At 58.3% G+C, this 17,055-nt stretch carries 14 protein-coding genes; 12 read left to right on the forward strand and 2 right to left on the reverse strand.

What is annotated here, in order from left to right; all coding sequences use genetic code 11:
* Positions 1-185: 185 nt before the first annotated feature.
* The 6 genes from bamA to lpxB are packed head-to-tail and all read left to right on the forward strand — an operon-like array spanning position 186 to position 6,973.
* Positions 186-2,519 carry an outer membrane protein assembly factor BamA gene (gene bamA, locus AC13RM_RS13695; RefSeq protein ID WP_113233408.1) on the forward strand — a complete coding sequence of 778 codons (2,334 nt, stop codon included), beginning with the start codon at positions 186-188 and terminating at the stop codon, positions 2,517-2,519.
* Positions 2,520-2,569: 50 nt separating this feature from the next.
* Positions 2,570-3,637, forward strand: coding sequence for a UDP-3-O-(3-hydroxymyristoyl)glucosamine N-acyltransferase (gene lpxD / locus AC13RM_RS13700; RefSeq protein WP_285172737.1), 1,068 nt, complete (start codon positions 2,570-2,572; stop codon positions 3,635-3,637).
* Positions 3,630-4,103: a 3-hydroxyacyl-ACP dehydratase FabZ gene (gene fabZ, locus AC13RM_RS13705; RefSeq protein WP_112610215.1), complete on the forward strand. Its 474-nt coding sequence runs from the start codon at positions 3,630-3,632 to the stop codon at positions 4,101-4,103. The genes lpxD and fabZ overlap by 8 nt, the downstream gene beginning before the upstream one ends.
* Entirely contained in the window at positions 4,100-4,915 is an 816-nt protein-coding gene (gene lpxA / locus AC13RM_RS13710; RefSeq protein WP_285172736.1) for an acyl-ACP--UDP-N-acetylglucosamine O-acyltransferase, read from the forward strand. Before fabZ ends, lpxA begins: the two co-directional genes overlap by 4 nt.
* 1 nt (position 4,916) lies before the next feature.
* Complete coding sequence (locus tag AC13RM_RS13715; RefSeq protein ID WP_374821729.1) at positions 4,917-5,798, forward strand: LpxI family protein; 882 nt, start codon at positions 4,917-4,919, stop codon at positions 5,796-5,798.
* A complete protein-coding gene (lpxB, locus tag AC13RM_RS13720; protein ID WP_488555185.1) occupies positions 5,795-6,973 on the forward strand; it encodes a lipid-A-disaccharide synthase in 1,179 nt (392 codons plus the stop codon). Before AC13RM_RS13715 ends, lpxB begins: the two co-directional genes overlap by 4 nt.
* Before the next feature lie 27 nt (positions 6,974-7,000).
* On the opposite strand, the gene gltA is transcribed toward lpxB, so the two are convergent.
* Positions 7,001-8,290 carry a citrate synthase gene (gltA, locus tag AC13RM_RS13725; protein ID WP_113233413.1) on the reverse strand — a complete coding sequence of 430 codons (1,290 nt, stop codon included), beginning with the start codon at positions 8,288-8,290 and terminating at the stop codon, positions 7,001-7,003.
* A gap of 290 nt (positions 8,291-8,580) precedes the next feature.
* Between gltA and AC13RM_RS13730 the strand changes: the two genes are divergently transcribed.
* Positions 8,581-11,049, forward strand: a complete 2,469-nt coding sequence (locus AC13RM_RS13730) for a ComEC/Rec2 family competence protein (protein WP_488555219.1) — start codon at positions 8,581-8,583, stop codon at positions 11,047-11,049.
* Here the strand turns inward: AC13RM_RS13730 and lexA are convergent.
* Positions 11,030-11,752: a transcriptional repressor LexA gene (lexA, locus tag AC13RM_RS13735; protein WP_015339808.1), complete on the reverse strand. Its 723-nt coding sequence runs from the start codon at positions 11,750-11,752 to the stop codon at positions 11,030-11,032. The two genes, AC13RM_RS13730 and lexA, sit on opposite strands and share 20 nt — an antisense overlap.
* Positions 11,753-12,171: 419 nt before the next feature.
* Between lexA and AC13RM_RS13740 the strand changes: the two genes are divergently transcribed.
* The 5 genes from AC13RM_RS13740 (at position 12,172) to pdhA (ending at position 17,048) form a co-directional block, all read left to right on the forward strand.
* Positions 12,172-13,059 (forward strand): VOC family protein, encoded by an 888-nt coding sequence (locus AC13RM_RS13740; protein ID WP_488555186.1) that lies wholly within the window; start codon positions 12,172-12,174, stop codon positions 13,057-13,059.
* Entirely contained in the window at positions 13,056-13,895 is an 840-nt protein-coding gene (kdsA, locus tag AC13RM_RS13745; protein ID WP_113352583.1) for a 3-deoxy-8-phosphooctulonate synthase, read from the forward strand. The genes AC13RM_RS13740 and kdsA overlap by 4 nt, the downstream gene beginning before the upstream one ends.
* 148 nt (positions 13,896-14,043) lie before the next feature.
* On the forward strand, positions 14,044-15,318 hold the full coding sequence (gene eno / locus AC13RM_RS13750) for a phosphopyruvate hydratase (RefSeq protein WP_095434816.1): 1,275 nt from the start codon (positions 14,044-14,046) through the stop codon (positions 15,316-15,318).
* Between the two features lie 217 nt (positions 15,319-15,535).
* Positions 15,536-15,847 (forward strand): FtsB family cell division protein, encoded by a 312-nt coding sequence (locus AC13RM_RS13755; protein WP_095434817.1) that lies wholly within the window; start codon positions 15,536-15,538, stop codon positions 15,845-15,847.
* A gap of 157 nt (positions 15,848-16,004) precedes the next feature.
* Positions 16,005-17,048 (forward strand): pyruvate dehydrogenase (acetyl-transferring) E1 component subunit alpha, encoded by a 1,044-nt coding sequence (gene pdhA / locus AC13RM_RS13760; protein ID WP_015339813.1) that lies wholly within the window; start codon positions 16,005-16,007, stop codon positions 17,046-17,048.
* Positions 17,049-17,055 lie beyond the last annotated feature (7 nt).

Below are 17,055 nucleotides of genomic sequence, written 5' to 3' on the forward strand. Positions count from 1 at the left end.
AGGAAAATTACGATTTATTTACGATGTTTCAAAGCCGTAGTGGCGAATGGGCCACGCTTTGAAATGAAGTAAACAGAAATTAACGTGCTCCCTTGCTTGTATGTCAAAAGCGGGTAAAACGACACACGTGGCCGGAATCGGGTTCGCTCGGGGCTGGGGACGATTGAAAAAAGGTAAGAAGTGAAATGAAGGCTGGTTCAAAATTTTTGAACGCAGTGTCGGCGGTAGCGCTGTCTGCAGGTGTTGTTGCGTCGGGCGCTGGTGTGATCACCCTTGCCTCTGCTTCTGTCGCTGAAGCAGCTGTTATTCAGCGGGTTGACGTTCGCGGTGCTGGGCGCGTCGGCGAGACGGCGGTCCGGGATAATATCACGATCAAGCCCGGCAAGAGCTTCTCCGCCAGTGACATTGATGCTTCGGTGAAGCAGCTCTATGCCACCGGATATTTCTCCGATGTCCACATTACCGTTTCGGGTAGCACGCTGGTTGTATCGGTCAGTGAAAACAAGCTCATCAACGCCGTAGTCTTCAACGGCAACCGCAAGATCAAGGACGACAAGCTTCAGGGCATCGTTCAGACGCACGCTGCTGGCCCGTATAACGAGGCGACCGTTCAGGCTGACGTGAAGACCATCAAGGATGCCTATGCATCTATCGGTCGTAACGATGTGCAGGTGACGACGCAGACCGCCGAGGTCGCGCCAGGCCGTCTGAACGTGGCCTTCGTCATCAACGAGGGCGAGCGCACCAAGATCGACAAGATCAATTTCTCGGGCAATCAGGCCTATGGCAGCGGTCGCCTTGCTTCGGTCATCGGCACGAAGAAGAGCAACTTCCTGTCGTTCCTGACGCGCAAGGACGTCTACAGCCCCGAGCGTCTGCAGGGCGACCAGGATCAGCTGCGTCAGTTCTACTATAATCACGGTTATGCCGACTTCCGCGTCGTCAGCGCCGATGCGACGCTGAACGAGCAGAGCAACGAATACACGCTGAACTTCAACGTCGACGAAGGTCCGCGCTACACCTACGGCGACATCAACGTCATCTCGACCGTTGACGGCATTAATGCCGACGAGTTGAAGGGTCTTGTCATCACCCACAAGGGTGATGTCTACAGCGCCAAGGATATTCAGACTTCGATCGAGAACATTTCCAAGCGCGTCGCGGCTGCCGGCTATCCGTTCGCCCGCATCACGCCGCGTGGCAACCGCGATCTGTCCGGTCATACGATCGGCATCGAATATTTGGTGGACCAGGGCGAGCGCGCCTATGTCGAGCGCATTGAAATCCGCGGCAACACCCGTACGCGCGACTATGTTATCCGCCGCGAGTTCGACCTGAACGAAGGTGATGCCTTCAACCAGGAAATGATCACGCGTGCGAAGCGCCGGCTCGATGCGCTCGGTTACTTCACCAAGGTCGATATCTCGACGGCTCAGGGCAGCGCTCCGGACCGTGTAGTCGTTATCGTCAATGTTGAAGATCAGCCGACCGGTTCCTTCGGTATCGGCGCCGGTTACGCCGTCGGCAACAATGGCGGTCTGCTTCTGGAAGCTTCGGTCGAAGAAAAGAACTTCCTCGGTCGCGGTCAGTACATCCGTCTCGCCGCAGGTGCTGGTACGGAAGGTAATCGTACCTACAACATCTCGTTCACCGAGCCTTATTTCCTCGGTTATCGTCTGGCTGCCGGTTTTGATATCTTCAAGAACCAGACGTCGAGCGACGATTACTATGATTATTCGGAAGAAGGCTTCTCGCTGCGCGTCACCGCGCCGATCACCGAGAACCTAGCGACGACCCTGCGCTACAACTACAAGCGTCTGACTTACGACGGCACGAACGATTGGCAGAACAATCTTTCGGCTCCGTATCTCAATCTTGTCGAGAACGGTCCGTGGGTGCAGTCGACGGTTTCGCAGACCTTCACCTACAACACGCTGGACGATCAAAACCTTCCGCGTGAGGGCATCATCGCCAAGTTCACGCATGAATTTGCAGGTCTCGGCGGCGACTCCGACTTCTATAAGCTGAGTGGTAAGGCTCGTTACTACCAGATGATCAGCGACGAAGCCGATATCATCGGCTCGCTGACGGTGGGCGCCGGCTACGTGATGCCGACGAATGGCAAGCTGAACGTCTTCGATCAGTTCACGCTCGGCGGCCGTGAAATCCGCGGCTTCGAGAATGCTGGTATCGGTCCGCGTTCGTCACATGGCGATCCGCTCGGTGGTACGACCTACTTCACCGCTTCGGCTGAAGCGAGCATGCCGATGCCTGGCGTTCCCCAGGATATCGGTCTGCGCATCGCAGCCTTCGCCGATGCGGGCACGCTCTACGGCAACAAGGCGAATCTCTTCGGCGATACGCTTCACAACGACAACTCGATCCGTGCATCGCTCGGTGCCGGTCTGATCTGGTCGTCGCCGTTCGGTGTCATCCGCGTTGACTACGCCGTGCCGGTCTTGAAGGAAGATTACGACAAGACTGAGAATTTCCGGTTTGGCATCGCCAACCAGTTCTGATATCGGCAGTCCAGAACTGCGGGCTTGAACACCGTTCTGGAGCTGTGCTTATGGAACATACTGGTTTTTTCCCGTCCCATGGTGGCGTCAGCTTGAAACAACTGGCTGAGCATCTTGGGGCGGAACTTGCTGATCCGGCCTCTTCGGAGGTCATCATCAGATCTATCGCTCCCGTCTATCGGGCAGGCGAAGGTGACGTTTGTTATATCCTTTCCCGAAAGAATCGCGCTGAGCTGGAGACCTGCAAGGCTTCGGCGATCATTTGCCTTCCGGCGCTGAAATCTTTCGTTCCCGATCATATCCCGGTACTTCTGTCGAAGAAGCCGCATACGGATTTCGCTATTGCCGGCGCGTTGCTGCATCCGCAAGCCATGCGCCCGGTTATGTTCACCGCGAATCCGGCGACGATTTCGCCCGCTGCGACGATCGATGCGACCGCTAAGCTGGAGGCCAATGTCGGCATCGAGCCGGGTGCAATTATTGGCCCGGGTGCAGAGATCGGCGAGGGGACCTATATCGGCCCTAACGCCCTCATCGGGCCGGGTGTTAAAATCGGGCGCAATTGCAGCATCGGAGGCGGGGCGAGCGTGCTCTGCGCCTATCTCGGCAACGGCGTCATCGTCCACAATGGCACGCGCATCGGTCAGGACGGTTTTGGTTATGCGCCGGGACCGCGCGGCATGGTCAAGATCGTGCAGATCGGCCGCGTCATCATCCAGGACAATGTCGAGATCGGCGCCAATACGACGATCGATCGCGGCACCATGGATGATACCGTGATCGGCGAAGGCACGAAGATCGACAACCAAGTTCAGATCGGACATAACGTCCGCATCGGTCGCCATTGTGCAATCGTCAGCCAGGTCGGCATTGCCGGCAGCACGGTGATTGGCGATGGCGTACAGATCGGCGGGCAGGCAGGCCTCAACGGGCATATTCACATCGGCGACGGCGTACAGATCGGTGCCAAGAGCGGCGTGATGAACAGCATCCCGGCGGGTGAGCGCTATGCGGGTCTTCCTGCGCGGCCGCTATGGGATTTTCTAAGGGAATCGGCGGAGATCGCGAAGCGGTCAGGAGCCAGAGACAAGAAAGACGGGAGTGCGGAGCATGACTGAGGAAGCCAAGGCGTCGTTGTCGTCGGCTGACGTTCTGGAAATTATGAAGCTTTTGCCGCATCGCTATCCCTTCTTGATGGTCGACAAGATCATTGAGATCGACAGCGATAATTCCGCGATCGGCATCAAGAATGTAACGGCCAACGAACCGCAATTCACTGGGCACTTTCCGGGATCGCCGATCATGCCGGGCGTATTGCTCATCGAAGGTATGGCGCAGACTGCCGGTGCGATCTGCGCCCGCAAGGACGGCATTGGCGGCAACCTCGTTTACTTCATGACGATCGACAACGCCCGCTTCCGCAGACCGGTTGTTCCGGGCGACCGTGTTGAATTCCACGTCGTCAAGCAGAAGCAGCGTGGAACCATCTGGAAGTTCCATTGCGATGCCAAGGTCGACGGTTCTCTCGTCGCCGAGGCCGATATCGGTGCGATGATCGTACGGAAGGATCAGGAACAGGCATGAGCAGCATCGCAAAGAGCGCCCGCATCCATAAGCTGGCGGTTGTCGAAGACGGCGCGGTCGTCGGCGAAAATGTTGTTGTCGGCCCGTTCTGCTATGTCGGTCCAAAGGTCGTGCTGCATGACGATATTCAGTTGCTCAACAATGCCGTCGTGACCGGTCGCACGACAATCGGCAAGGGAACGAAGATCTTTCCGATGGCTGTTGTCGGCGGCGATCCGCAGAGCGTTCATCATCATGGTGAGGAAACGACGCTTGACGTCGGCGAGAACTGCACGATTCGCGAAGGCGTGACGATCAATACCGGTACGGCCGATTACGGCGGCAGGACGATCGTCGGCAACAACAACCTTTTCCTTGCCAACTCGCATGTCGCTCACGACTGCCGCGTCGGCAACAATGTCATCATGTCGAATAACGTCATGCTGGCTGGACATGTTACCATCGAGGATCGCGCCATTCTCGGCGGCGGCTGCGCGGTGCACCAGTTCACCCGGATTGGCCGCCAGGCCTTCATCGGAGGTCTTACGGCCGCGAGCTACGATGTCATTCCTTATGGCATGCTGAACGGAAATCCGGGCGTGCTTTCCGGGCTGAATGTCGTCGGCATGACGCGCGCAGGCATAGATCGCGCTGTCATTCATCGGGTTCGACGCGCTTACAAGAGCATCTTCGAGGCCGAAGGTTCGGTTCGCGATAATGCAGCCGCCATCCGTGATGAATATGCCGACTGCAAGGAAGCGATGGAAATTCTCGATTTCATCGCTGCCGATAGCGATCGCGCGCTGTCGTCGCCCAATCGCGGCAAGGCCTGAGGTGGTTTCGACCGGCCAAAACGAAAAGGGCAGGCTGGCGATCATCGCAGGTAGCGGCCTTTTGCCGGTTTACGTCGCTGACGCCGCCCGGCAGGCCGGTGAAAACCCCGTCATCATCGCTTTGGCTGACGAGGCGGATCGTGATTGGTCCGCCTTCGATCATGCCAATCTTGGTGTCGGCAACTTTGCCGGTCTCGAAGCGATGTTCCGCCGACATGGCGTCGATCGCGTCGTTATGTCTGGCGGCGTGGCGCGGCGCCCCTCCTGGCGGCAGGTGCATCCGACCTGGCGCGTCATCAGGGAATTGCCCTCGACCATCCGAACCCTTCTTTCGGGCGGCGACAATGCCGTCCTGCAGATGGTCATTCGCCTGATCGAGGCCGGCGGCGTTCGCGTCGTGGGTGCGCATGAAATCGCGCCCGACCTCTTGGCGACGACGGGGCCGCTTGGAAAATTATCGCCGGCGGAAGAGGATCTGCGCGATATTGCGCAGGGTGCGAAGGCCGCCGATGCGCTGGGATTTCTGGATGTAGGGCAGGGCGCGGTCAGCGTCGGCGGCCGTGTCGTCGCGCTCGAAGGCGCCGAAGGCACAGACAAGATGATCGAACGGGTTGCCGAGCTGCGCGCCGCTGGGCGCATTTCCGCCCGTCGGCGTGGCGTGCTCGTCAAGCTCTGCAAGCCGCAGCAGGATGTCCGGGCCGACTTGCCGTCAATCGGCGTCTCCACGGTATTGAATGCCAAGAAGGCAGGGCTGGCTGGCGTCGCCGTCGAAGCTGGCCGGGCTTTGATCCTCGACCGTCAGGCTGTCATCGCCGCTGCCGACGAGGCCGGCATTTTTGTCTGCGGCATTGATCGTGGCCTCAGCGCGGAGGGCTTCATGTGAGCAGCGCGCCTTTGAAGCTTGCCGTCGTTGCCGGAGAAGTCTCCGGCGATCTGCTGGGTGGCGATCTGGTCGCAGCCTTGAAGCGCCATAATGGTCCGGTCGAGCTGATAGGTGTCGGCGGCGAGGCGTTGGAGGCACAAGGTCTGCGCTCGCTCTTCGATTACTCCGACCTCTCGATCATGGGCTTCATTCAGGTCATCAAGCGCCTGCCAAAGCTACTGGCCCGCATCCGGCAGACGGCAGATGCGATCATTGCTGCAAAGCCGGATGTGCTTGTGATCATCGATAGCCCCGATTTTACGCATCGCGTTGCCAAACGGGTGCGCAAGGTGCTGCCCGATCTGCCAATCATTGATTACGTCTGCCCCAGTGTCTGGGCATGGAAGGAATATCGCGCGCAGAAGATGCTCGCCTATGTCGACCATGTGTTGGCCGTATTGCCCTTCGAGCCTGCTGCTATGGAGCGCCTGGGCGGCCCGGCAACCACCTATGTCGGCCACCGCCTGACGGTCGATGCTAATCTGCTGGAAACTCGCCGTCAGCGCGCCTTGCGCGGTTTGGCAGTCCCCGATGCGCAAAAGAGGATCTTGCTTCTGCCCGGATCGCGTGCATCGGAGATTCGGCAGCTGCTCCCGGTTTTTGAGCAGGCTATCGAAGAACTTAGCCGGAGAAATAGCAATCTTCGTTTTCTGCTGCCGACAGTGCCGAAACAGGAGGCGCTGGTTCGCTCGCTGACGGAAAAATGGCAGGTCAAGCCGGATATATTTGTCGGGCAGGGTGCCAAGTGGAGCGCCTTTGCCGAGGCCGATGCTGCCATGGCAGCCTCCGGAACCGTGATCCTGGAATTGGGCCTAGCCGGCGTTCCCGTAGTTTCGACCTATAAGACCGAGTGGCTGGCGAAATTCGTGCTGTCGCGGATCAAGATCTGGACGGCCGCCTTGCCGAACCTCATCGCCGACTATGCTGTACTGCCGGAGCTCATCAATGATGTTCTGCGGCCGGGAATGTTGGCCCGCTATATGGAGCGGCTGGCGAGCGAGACGCCGGAGCGTGCGGCGATGTTGGCCGGTTACGATCTGGTCTGGGAGCGAATGCAGACCAAGGAGCCGCCCGGTGATAAGGCGGCGCACATTGTTCTGGACGTTCTAGCCCATAAAAAAACCGGTCATCTCTGACCGGTTTTTTTGTTTCAATACCGAAGCTTAGCGCTTGGAAACAGGCACATATTCGCGCAGCGGAGCGCCGGTGTAGAGCTGGCGCGGACGGCCGATGCGCTGATGCGGATCCTCGATCATTTCGTTCCACTGAGCGATCCAGCCGACGGTGCGGGCAAGAGCGAAGAGAACCGTAAACATGGTCGTGGGGAAGCCGAGAGCCTTCAGCGTGATGCCGGAATAGAAATCGACGTTCGGATACAGCTTCTTTTCGATGAAGTATTCATCGGTCAGAGCGATGCGCTCCAGTTCGATCGCGATGTCGAGCAGCGGATCGTCCTTGATGCCGAGTTCGCCGAGAACCTCGTGCGCCGTCTTCTGCATGATCTTGGCGCGCGGGTCGTAGTTCTTGTAGACGCGGTGGCCGAAGCCCATCAGGCGGAACGGATCGTTCTTGTCCTTGGCGCGAGCGATGAATTCCGGAATGCGGTCGACCGTGCCGATTTCGTTCAGCATGTTCAGAGCCGCTTCGTTGGCGCCGCCATGAGCCGGTCCCCAGAGGCAGGCGATGCCTGCGGCGATACAGGCGAACGGATTGGCACCGGAAGAGCCTGCCAGACGAACCGTCGATGTGGAAGCGTTCTGCTCGTGATCGGCATGCAGGATGAAGATGCGATCCATGGCGCGCGCAAGCACTGGGTTGACGACATAGTCTTCGCACGGAACGGCAAAGCACATACGCAGGAAGTTCGACGCATAGTCGAGGTCGTTCTTCGGGTAAACGAAGGGCTGGCCGATATGGTACTTGTAGGCCATGGCGGCCAGCGTCGGCATCTTGGCGATCATGCGCAGGCTTGCGACCATGCGCTGGTGCGGATCGGTGATGTCGGTCGAATCGTGATAGAAGGCGGAGAGCGCGCCGACACAGCCGCACATGACGGCCATCGGATGTGCGTCACGGCGGAAGCCGGTGAAAAAGCGCGACATCTGCTCATGCACCATCGTGTGGTGGGTCACGCGATAGTCGAAGTCCTTCTTCTGCGCTGCCGTCGGCAGTTCGCCGTAAAGAAGGAGGTAGCAGACTTCCAGGAAATCGCCGTGTTCGGCCAGCTGATCGATCGGATAGCCGCGGTGCAGCAGAACGCCTTCGTCGCCATCGATATAGGTGATGCTCGACTCGCACGATGCGGTAGAGGTGAAACCAGGATCGTAAGTGAAAGTGGAGGTGTTCTTATAAAGGGCACCAATATCAATGACACTCGGGCCGATGGTTCCGGTCTTGACCGGCAGGTCCACCGTCTTTTCACCCCAAGTTAGTTTCGCGCTTTGTTCCGTCATGCTGATCCTCCAAGATTTGGCGGGATTGACGCCATAAAAAGCGCCAAAAGGTTAAGCGACTACCGACTAGCTATATGATCCAGAGCCTAATGCCAAGTTATCCTAACGCTGAATTGTGCAATGCAGTATCAACTTTTGGGCACTGCAGAAGCGTCTTTCCTTATGCTGGGCCGGGAAACCGGTCCAATTGAGCTTTGTTCCCGCCGATTTCAGTTGAATTCACTGTGTGGTGACGGCACAAATCGCGCAGAAGCTGTAATTTGCGCGGGGGCAGTCAGCGAGTGCCTAATTTGGAGGCATCCGACCAGCAGGAAGAGAGTAGGGACGTTATCGCGTCCCCGCAACCTCGCGCCTTCTCCGCGACGATTACCCTTCACGGCAAAGCGCGACAACGGGAACGAACACAGGATCACGCGCCGCTGACGTCGCGTTTCCTGCGTGTTCCAAAGCGTCTTGGAACCGCTGTCCTCGGCTTGATTGCGGAGGAGGCGGCTCATGGCCGTGCTGTTCTTTTCGCGCCGATCTACATGGGTTTGGGCGCGATTATCTGGTTCGAGGCGCAAGCTGACCCACCCCCGCAGGCGGTTCTCGCAGGTCTCATTCTATTTGCTTTGGGTTTTTCGATAAAGCGCGATGCGGGCAGAGTGCTTCATCACACACTTTTCGCCGGCATGCTCATTTGCCTAGGCATGGCGCTCGCGCAGTGGGAAAGCTGGCGGGTTTCCACCGTCATGCTCGATTCGGCCGTGACGACCACCGTGACCGGGCAGATCGAGCGACGGGAATCCTATGACAATGGACGCTGGCGCTACGTCGTCCGCGTCGAGGCAACGGAAAAGCCTTCTATTCGCCGCACGCCGCAGCGGGTTACGATCTTCGTGCGTAAGCAGGCGGAGTCGTTCGATCTCGGTGATCGTATCCAGGGCAGGGCGCGATTGACGCCGCCGGCCGGGCCGGCCTTGCTTGGCCTCAATGATTTTGCCTTCAGCTCTTATTTCAACGGCATCGGTGCGAACGGCTTTGCCTACGGAACGCCGAAATTATTGTCTCCGGCCGGTGATAATGCTGCTGGCTCGTTATTGGACGCCGCCGATATCTGGCTCGCCAGCCTGCGCAACAGCATAGGCGACCGGATCAGGCAAACCTTGCCCGGAGATACCGGGGCCTTTGCAGCGGCGCTTGTCACCGATGAGAGACGCGCAATCTCGAAGGATACGACCGAAGCCCTAAGAATTGCCGGCCTGACCCACATCATCGCAATTTCCGGCCTCAACATGGCGCTGTCGGCCGGTATTTTCTATGTCGGTCTGCGTTATCTGTTCAGCTTGTTTCCCGGTGTCGCGCAGGCTTGGCCGACCAAGAAGTTCGCAGCCCTCGGCGCGCTTCTTACTGTAACGGCCTACTACCTCATCTCCGGCTTCGGCGTATCCGCCGAGCGTGCCTTCATCATGATGGCGATCATGCTGGTAGCCGTGCTTTTCGACAGACCGTCGCTCAGCCTGCGCAACGTCGCACTTTCAGCCATTGTCATTCTTGTACTGTCGCCGTCGCAAGTGCTCGGCCCGAGTTTCCAGATGTCCTATGCGGCGACACTGGCACTGGTATCAGGCTATTCGCTCTGGAAACGACGGCGGCATCGCGAAAACATCCTGGCGCGCATCCGTCTGTTAAGTCCGCTGCTGTTCGTCACGCGCTTCTTTGGAGGCGTGATGTCGACATCGTTCATCGGCGGTGCATCGACGGCCATTTTCTCGATCGAGCACTTTCACCGGTTGGCGACATATGGACTTGCTGCCAACCTAGCGGCCATGCCCGTCGTCTCTTTCATCGTCATGCCCTTCGGTATGATGGCGATGCTGCTGATGCCTTTCGGAATCGATGGACCGTTCTGGAAAGTCACCGGTGAGGGATTGGAGCTTGTGATCGTCATCGCGAAAACGGTGGCGGGGTGGGGAGGCGATATTACCTTCGGACGCCAGCCCGGCTGGCTGATGCCCACTTTCATCGCTGGCTTCCTGATCATGAGCATGCTGCGGACCCGGCTTCGCCATCTGGGCCTGTTGCTGCTGCTGTCATCTGTCGGCGTGGCCGCGTTCGGCTCCGGCGTACCGAAGCCGGATCTGATGATCTCGGAAGATGGCATTCTCGTTGCCCTGCGCCAGGACGATATCCTCGCCACCAATCGCGAGAGACCGCAGGCCTTCATCTTCGAGCAATGGCAGAAAGCGCTCGTCGCGGCCGAACATCAACCGCCGACCATGCTTGCGGCCGACAACCGGCTTCCGCAGATCAGCAAGACGGATCGGCATAGACGACTAAGTAACGAAGAGCAGAAGGCGGTCCGCACCGCAATGGCGGAAGCCCTGGATCGCACCATGCAGGGAAGCTTTGCCTGCCAGAAGGGAGCATGGTGCGTAGCCATGCTAGAAAACGGCTCGATATTGGTAACCATCGAAAATGCAGCTTACTTGTCCCCGGCTTGCGACACGGGGAATTTTGTCGTGACGCCAATCCGGCTGCGGCTGGACCATTGCCGTTCCGGAGCAATGCTCATAACCGGTGCGACATTGCGTAAAACCGGCTCCATCGAAATGATACTTACCGCAGACAAGCCCATTATCTCAGCCGCATTCGAGAACCCGCAACGTCCATGGACCAGGCATCGAATTTATAATTGGCGCACTGGCACATTCGACGCGCCAATTGCGCCAGCGTCACCCGTCGTCGACAATTCACCGGTCAGTGATAGCGACGAATAAGGCCCACGAGCTTGCCCTGAACTTTGACCCGGTCCGGCCCAAAGATGCGGGTTTCATAGGCCGGGTTTGCGGCTTCGAGCGCGATGGAGGCACCCTTGCGGCGGAAGCGCTTCAGTGTCGCTTCTTCATCGTCGACGAGTGCAACGACGATATCGCCGGGATTGGCCGTCGTCGAATTGCGGATAATGACCGTATCGCCGTCGAAAATTCCGGCGTCGATCATCGAATCCCCGCGAACTTCAAGCGCATAATGTTCGCCAGATCCGAGCATGTCGGCGGGAACGGTAATGTCGTGCGTATTGTTCTGGATGGCCGAGATCGGAACGCCGGCTGCGATGCGGCCCATCACGGGCACAGACGCCGAGCCGTTGTGATCGTCATTAGCCACTTTCGACGGAGCGGGCGGGGCAACGGGCTGCGGCTTGCCGAGGCTACCCTCGATGACGCTCGGTGAAAAGCCGCGACGCGGCTGAAGGCTGGGATTATAGGCATCCGGGAGCTTGATGACTTCAAGGGCCCTAGCCCGGTTCGGTAGCCGGCGGATAAAGCCGCGCTCCTCCAGCGCCGTGATCAGACGATGGATACCGGATTTGGATGCCAAATCCAGTGCATCCTTCATCTCGTCGAAAGATGGCGGCACACCGGATTCCTTCATGCGTTCGTGAATGAAGAGAAGCAGTTCCTGCTGCTTGCGCGTCAACATCGTCTTGGAACCCCAGAATCAAGAAAAGCTGTGAAACAAATCCAGAACGGACACTATATGTTCCATATGTGTTCCGCAAGTGCTTAAATTTCGGTAAAGCCTTGTGAGGTCAGTTAAATAATTACCATTTGCGAATGGATCGGCTCGGAACATCGGGGCGCCGTATCTGCGTTAATCCACAGAAAAATAAGGGAAATGCCGCTCTACTCGCTTCCGCGACTTTGTCGTTCAGCCCATGCGCCGAGCATTTGGACGAACGTGCCGCGCGACTGCATGAGCCGGCCATGGCAGAGAATCAGCAATCACGTTTGCGAGATTGCCTTCTATCCATGTCGTGTGCTCCGGGTGTTCCATGCTTCCATCTTGAATTGCGCGGGCGATGGGCGCAAATCTGCTTCCGCAAGCAAACAGGAGAAGCCATGATTTCGTCTCCGCATCCGCTGGATCATCTCGTGCTGCCGACCGTCAACATCGCTCTGGCACGCGAACGCCTCGGCAAGCTCGGTTTCACGGTAGCTCCGGATGCGCGCCATCCCTTTGGCACGCAGAATGCCTGCGTCTTCTTTGCCGATAAAACCTATCTCGAACCTCTGGGCGTCGCATCTCCGGAGCAATACGAGAAGAGCATCGTGGATGGCAATGTTTTCGTAGCGCGCGACCAGGCTTATCGTTTCCGGGTGGGGGAGGATGGCTTTTCAGCCGTGGTATTCGGTACGGATGATGCGGTGGCGGACGATAAGCGTTTCAAGGCAGCTGCGATTTCGGCGGGGCGGATGCTGGATTTCTCCCGTCCGATGAAGATGCCGGACGGCACGGAAACCACCGCCGGCTTTCGTTTAGCCTTCGGCGCCGATCTGCGTGCGCCGGATTTTCTCGCTTTCTGCTGTCAGCGCGTCAATCCGCTGCCGGCTGACCGCGGCGTGCTCGAGCGTCACGAGAACGGCGTGACTGGTATCGCGCGGGTAGCGCTTTGCACGCCGAAGCCGGGGGCCTATCGCGGCTTCTTCGAGGAGCTTGTCGGTGGCCCGCGCATTATGGAGCATTCCTTTGGCCTGACGATCAAGGCCGCCAACGCCGATCTGGAGATTTTGACGCCGGAAGGAATGGAGGCATTCTATGATCTACCTGTTTGCACGAATGATCAGGGGCTCAGGGCGAGGGCAATCCTTTTCAAAACGCGCGATCTTTCCGTGACATCGTCGCATTTCACTGCTAACGGCGTCACCTATACGCGTAAGAACAATCGTCTATTGGCGAGGTTGGCGCCCGGTCAGGGCGCATTGTTCGCCTTTGAGGAGATAATATGAGCACAAATTCCGAAGTGACCGTCGGCGAAGGAGCGTCCAAGGTCCTCTTTTCCAATACGGCAAAGCTGTCGCTGATTGCCGGCCCCTGCCAGATGGAAAGCCGCGACCATGCGTTCATGGTTGCCGGCGTCCTGAAGGAACTCTGCGGCAAGCTCGGCATCGGCCTCGTCTACAAGTCCTCCTTCGACAAGGCGAACCGCACATCATTGTCGGGCAAACGTGGCATCGGCCTGGAAAAGGCGCTGGAAGTCTTTGAAGACCTGAAGAAGGAATATGGCTTCCCGGTCCTGACCGACATCCACACGGAAGAGCAGTGCGCCATCGTTTCCAAGACGGTCGATATCCTGCAGATCCCTGCTTTCCTGTCGCGCCAGACTGATCTTTTGGTTGCTGCTGCCAAGACCGGCCGCGTGGTCAACGTCAAGAAAGGCCAGTTCTTGGCGCCGTGGGACATGAAGAACGTGCTTGCCAAGCTGAACGATAGCGGCAATCCGAATATTCTTCTCTGCGAGCGCGGTGCCTCCTTTGGCTACAACACGCTGGTCTCGGATATGCGCTCGCTGCCGATCATGGCGGCGATGGGCGCGCCCGTCATCTTCGATGCGACCCATTCCGTCCAGCAGCCTGGCGGGCAGGGCGGCTCGACCGGCGGCGACCGCCGTTTCGTCGAGACGCTGGCGCGTGCGGCCGTGGCCGTCGGCGTTGCCGGTCTCTTCGTCGAGACGCATGAGGATCCCGACAATGCACCGTCCGACGGCCCGAACATGGTCTATCTGAAGGATATGCCACGGCTTCTGGAGAAGCTGCTGGCCTTCGACGCCATCGCCAAGGCTTGAAACGTAGCCGGCATTCAACAGGCTGACATGAATTTGCGTTACGGGCCTGCAGGAGTGCCAAATCGCGGCGCGGATCGCCATTGTAATTTCCGCGCCTTCGATTAAGACGATTTAAATCGATTTATAAACCAGCGAGCAGGAAGCTATCATGACCGCAATCACCGACATTATCGCCCGCGAGATTCTCGACAGCCGTGGCAATCCGACTGTCGAAGTCGATGTCTACCTCGAAGATGGCAGCTTGGGCCGTGCGGCGGTTCCGTCGGGCGCGTCGACCGGAGCACATGAAGCAGTCGAGCTTCGCGATGGCGGCAAGCGCTACCATGGCAAGGGTGTCGAGAAGGCCGTCGAAGCCGTCAATTCGGAAATCTTCGACGCGATCGGCGGCATGGACGCTGAAAACCAGATCCAGCTCGACAACATCATGATCGAGCTTGACGGCACGCCGAACAAGTCGCGTCTCGGTGCAAACGCCATTCTCGGTGTCTCGCTCGCCGTCGCCAAGGCTGCTGCCCAGAGCGCCAACCTGCCGCTCTACCGTTATGTCGGTGGCGCTCACGCCCGTCTGCTGCCGGTTCCGATGATGAACATCATCAACGGCGGCGCCCATGCCGATAACCCGATCGACTTCCAGGAATTCATGATCCTGCCGATCGGCGCTGACTCGATTCGCGAAGCCGTCCGCATGGGTTCGGAAGTCTTCCACGTTCTGAAGAAAGAACTGGCATCGCAAGGTCACAACACCAACGTCGGCGACGAAGGCGGTTTCGCACCGGGCCTTTCCAGCGCTCCGGCAGCCCTCGACTTCATCATGAAGTCCATCGAGAAGGCCGGCTACAAGCCGGGTGACGAAATCGCTCTCGGCCTCGATTGCGCCTCGACCGAATTCTTCAAGGACGGCAAGTACGTTCTCGAAGGCGAAGGCCGCACGCTGGAATCCGGCGCCATGGCTGAATACCTTGCAGAACTCGCGGCCAAGTACCCGATCGTTTCGATCGAAGACGGCATGGCTGAAGACGACTGGGAAGGCTGGAAGACGCTGACCGACCTGATCGGTAAGAAGACCCAGCTCGTCGGCGACGACCTGTTCGTCACCAACTCCGCTCGCCTGCGCGACGGTATCCGCATGGGCGTTGCCAACTCGATCCTCGTCAAGGTCAACCAGATCGGCTCGCTGACCGAAACTCTCGACGCAGTCGAAACCGCGCACAAGGCCAACTACACCGCCGTCATGTCGCACCGCTCGGGCGAAACGGAAGATTCCACGATCGCCGATCTCGCCGTTGCCACCAATTGCGGCCAGATCAAGACCGGTTCGCTGTCGCGTTCCGACCGCCTTGCCAAGTACAACCAGCTCATCCGTATCGAGGAAGCACTCGGCCCGCAGGCAAAATATGCCGGCCGCTCCATCCTGCGTGGCTGATATCTGACCTGTCGGATCCATCCGGATCCGCGGCAAATTATCGCTTGGGTCGAACCGCGCCTTCGGGCGCGGTTTTTTGTTGGCCCCGACTGTTAGAGTCAACGGACGGTTAATCTCTGCAGGTTAAATTAGCTCTAGGTGTTTGATTTGATGTGATCTTGTTCGAAGCGCATTGGCTTTGGGGAGATTGCGTAAAGCCAGAGCGTGACGAGCGAGTATGTGGACAAAGTATCATAAGAAGAGAAGGTTCGGCCGCCTCATCCTTCCCGCCATCACCATCGCTTTCGTGAGCTACTTCGGTTATCATTGCATTCATGGCGATTACGGCCTGAAGGCGACCGAAGTTTTCGAGCGGCGCCGCATCGATCGCGCCAAGGAATTGGCTGAGCTTGTCGCCAAGCGGGAGCACCTTGAGAAGGAGGTTGCGCTGTTGAGCGACGGCTCCCTGGATAAGGATATGCTCGATCAATATGCGCGCTACCAGTTGACCTATTCCAAAGCCAACGAGATCGTCATCTTCAATAAGTAAACTCAATTAACCGAATTCTGGTTAATTGAGTTTTTGTGAGTTATATCAATAACTTACAATGAATATGAGCCATGCAATTATAGCATTGCTGTGGCGGGTAATCTTCCCTATGTTACGCCTCACCATAAAACGAGGCTACTCACACAGGGAGGGTTGAATGGCGCCGCGAAAAAACGCGACCGTTTCCAGCCGTAAGACAGCATCAAGGCCTGCCAAGGAAACCAATGGCGGCCCGATCGCGGATTTCGATCGTGATGCGGAGCTCAAGGCTTATCGTGAGATGCTCCTGATCCGCCGCTTCGAGGAGAAGGCGGGCCAGCTTTACGGTATGGGCTTCATCGGCGGCTTCTGTCACCTTTATATCGGCCAGGAAGCCGTCGTCGTCGGCATGCAGCTGGCGCTGAAAGATGGTGACCAGGTCATCACCGGCTATCGCGACCACGGCCACATGCTGGCAACCGGCATGAGCGCACGTGGCGTCATGGCCGAGCTCACCGGACGTCAGGGCGGCTATTCCCGAGGGAAAGGCGGCTCCATGCACATGTTCTCCAAGGAAAAGAATTTCTACGGCGGCCATGGCATCGTCGGCGCCCAGGTTTCGCTCGGCACCGGTCTCGGCTTTGCCAACTGGTACCGCGGCAATGACAATGTCAGCGTTGCCTATTTCGGTGATGGTGCTGCCAACCAGGGTCAGGTCTACGAAAGCTTCAACATGGCGCAGCTCTGGAAGCTGCCCGTGATCTTCGTGATCGAAAACAACCGCTACGCCATGGGTACGTCGACGGCTCGCGCCACCGCTCAGGCCGATTTTTCCAAGCGTGGCGCCTCCTTCGGCATTCCCGGTATTCAGGTCGACGGCATGGACGTCCGCGCCGTCAAGGCTGCGGCTGACGAAGCCGTTGCGCATTGCCGCTCCGGCAAGGGCCCGATCATCCTGGAAATGCTGACCTACCGCTACCGCGGTCACTCCATGTCCGACCCGGCGAAGTACCGTTCCAAGGACGAAGTGCAGAAGATGCGTTCCGAGCACGACCCGATCGAGCAGGTCCGTATTCGCCTGCTCGAAAAGGGTTGGGCGACCGAGGACGATCTGAAGGATATCGACAAGGATGTCCGCGATATCGTCGCAGACAGCGCCGATTTTGCCCAGAACGATCCGGAGCCGGATGCATCCGAGCTCTACACCGACATTCTGCTCTAAATCGGGG

This window comes from Martinezella sp. CNPSo 3732 (assembly GCF_057784515.1).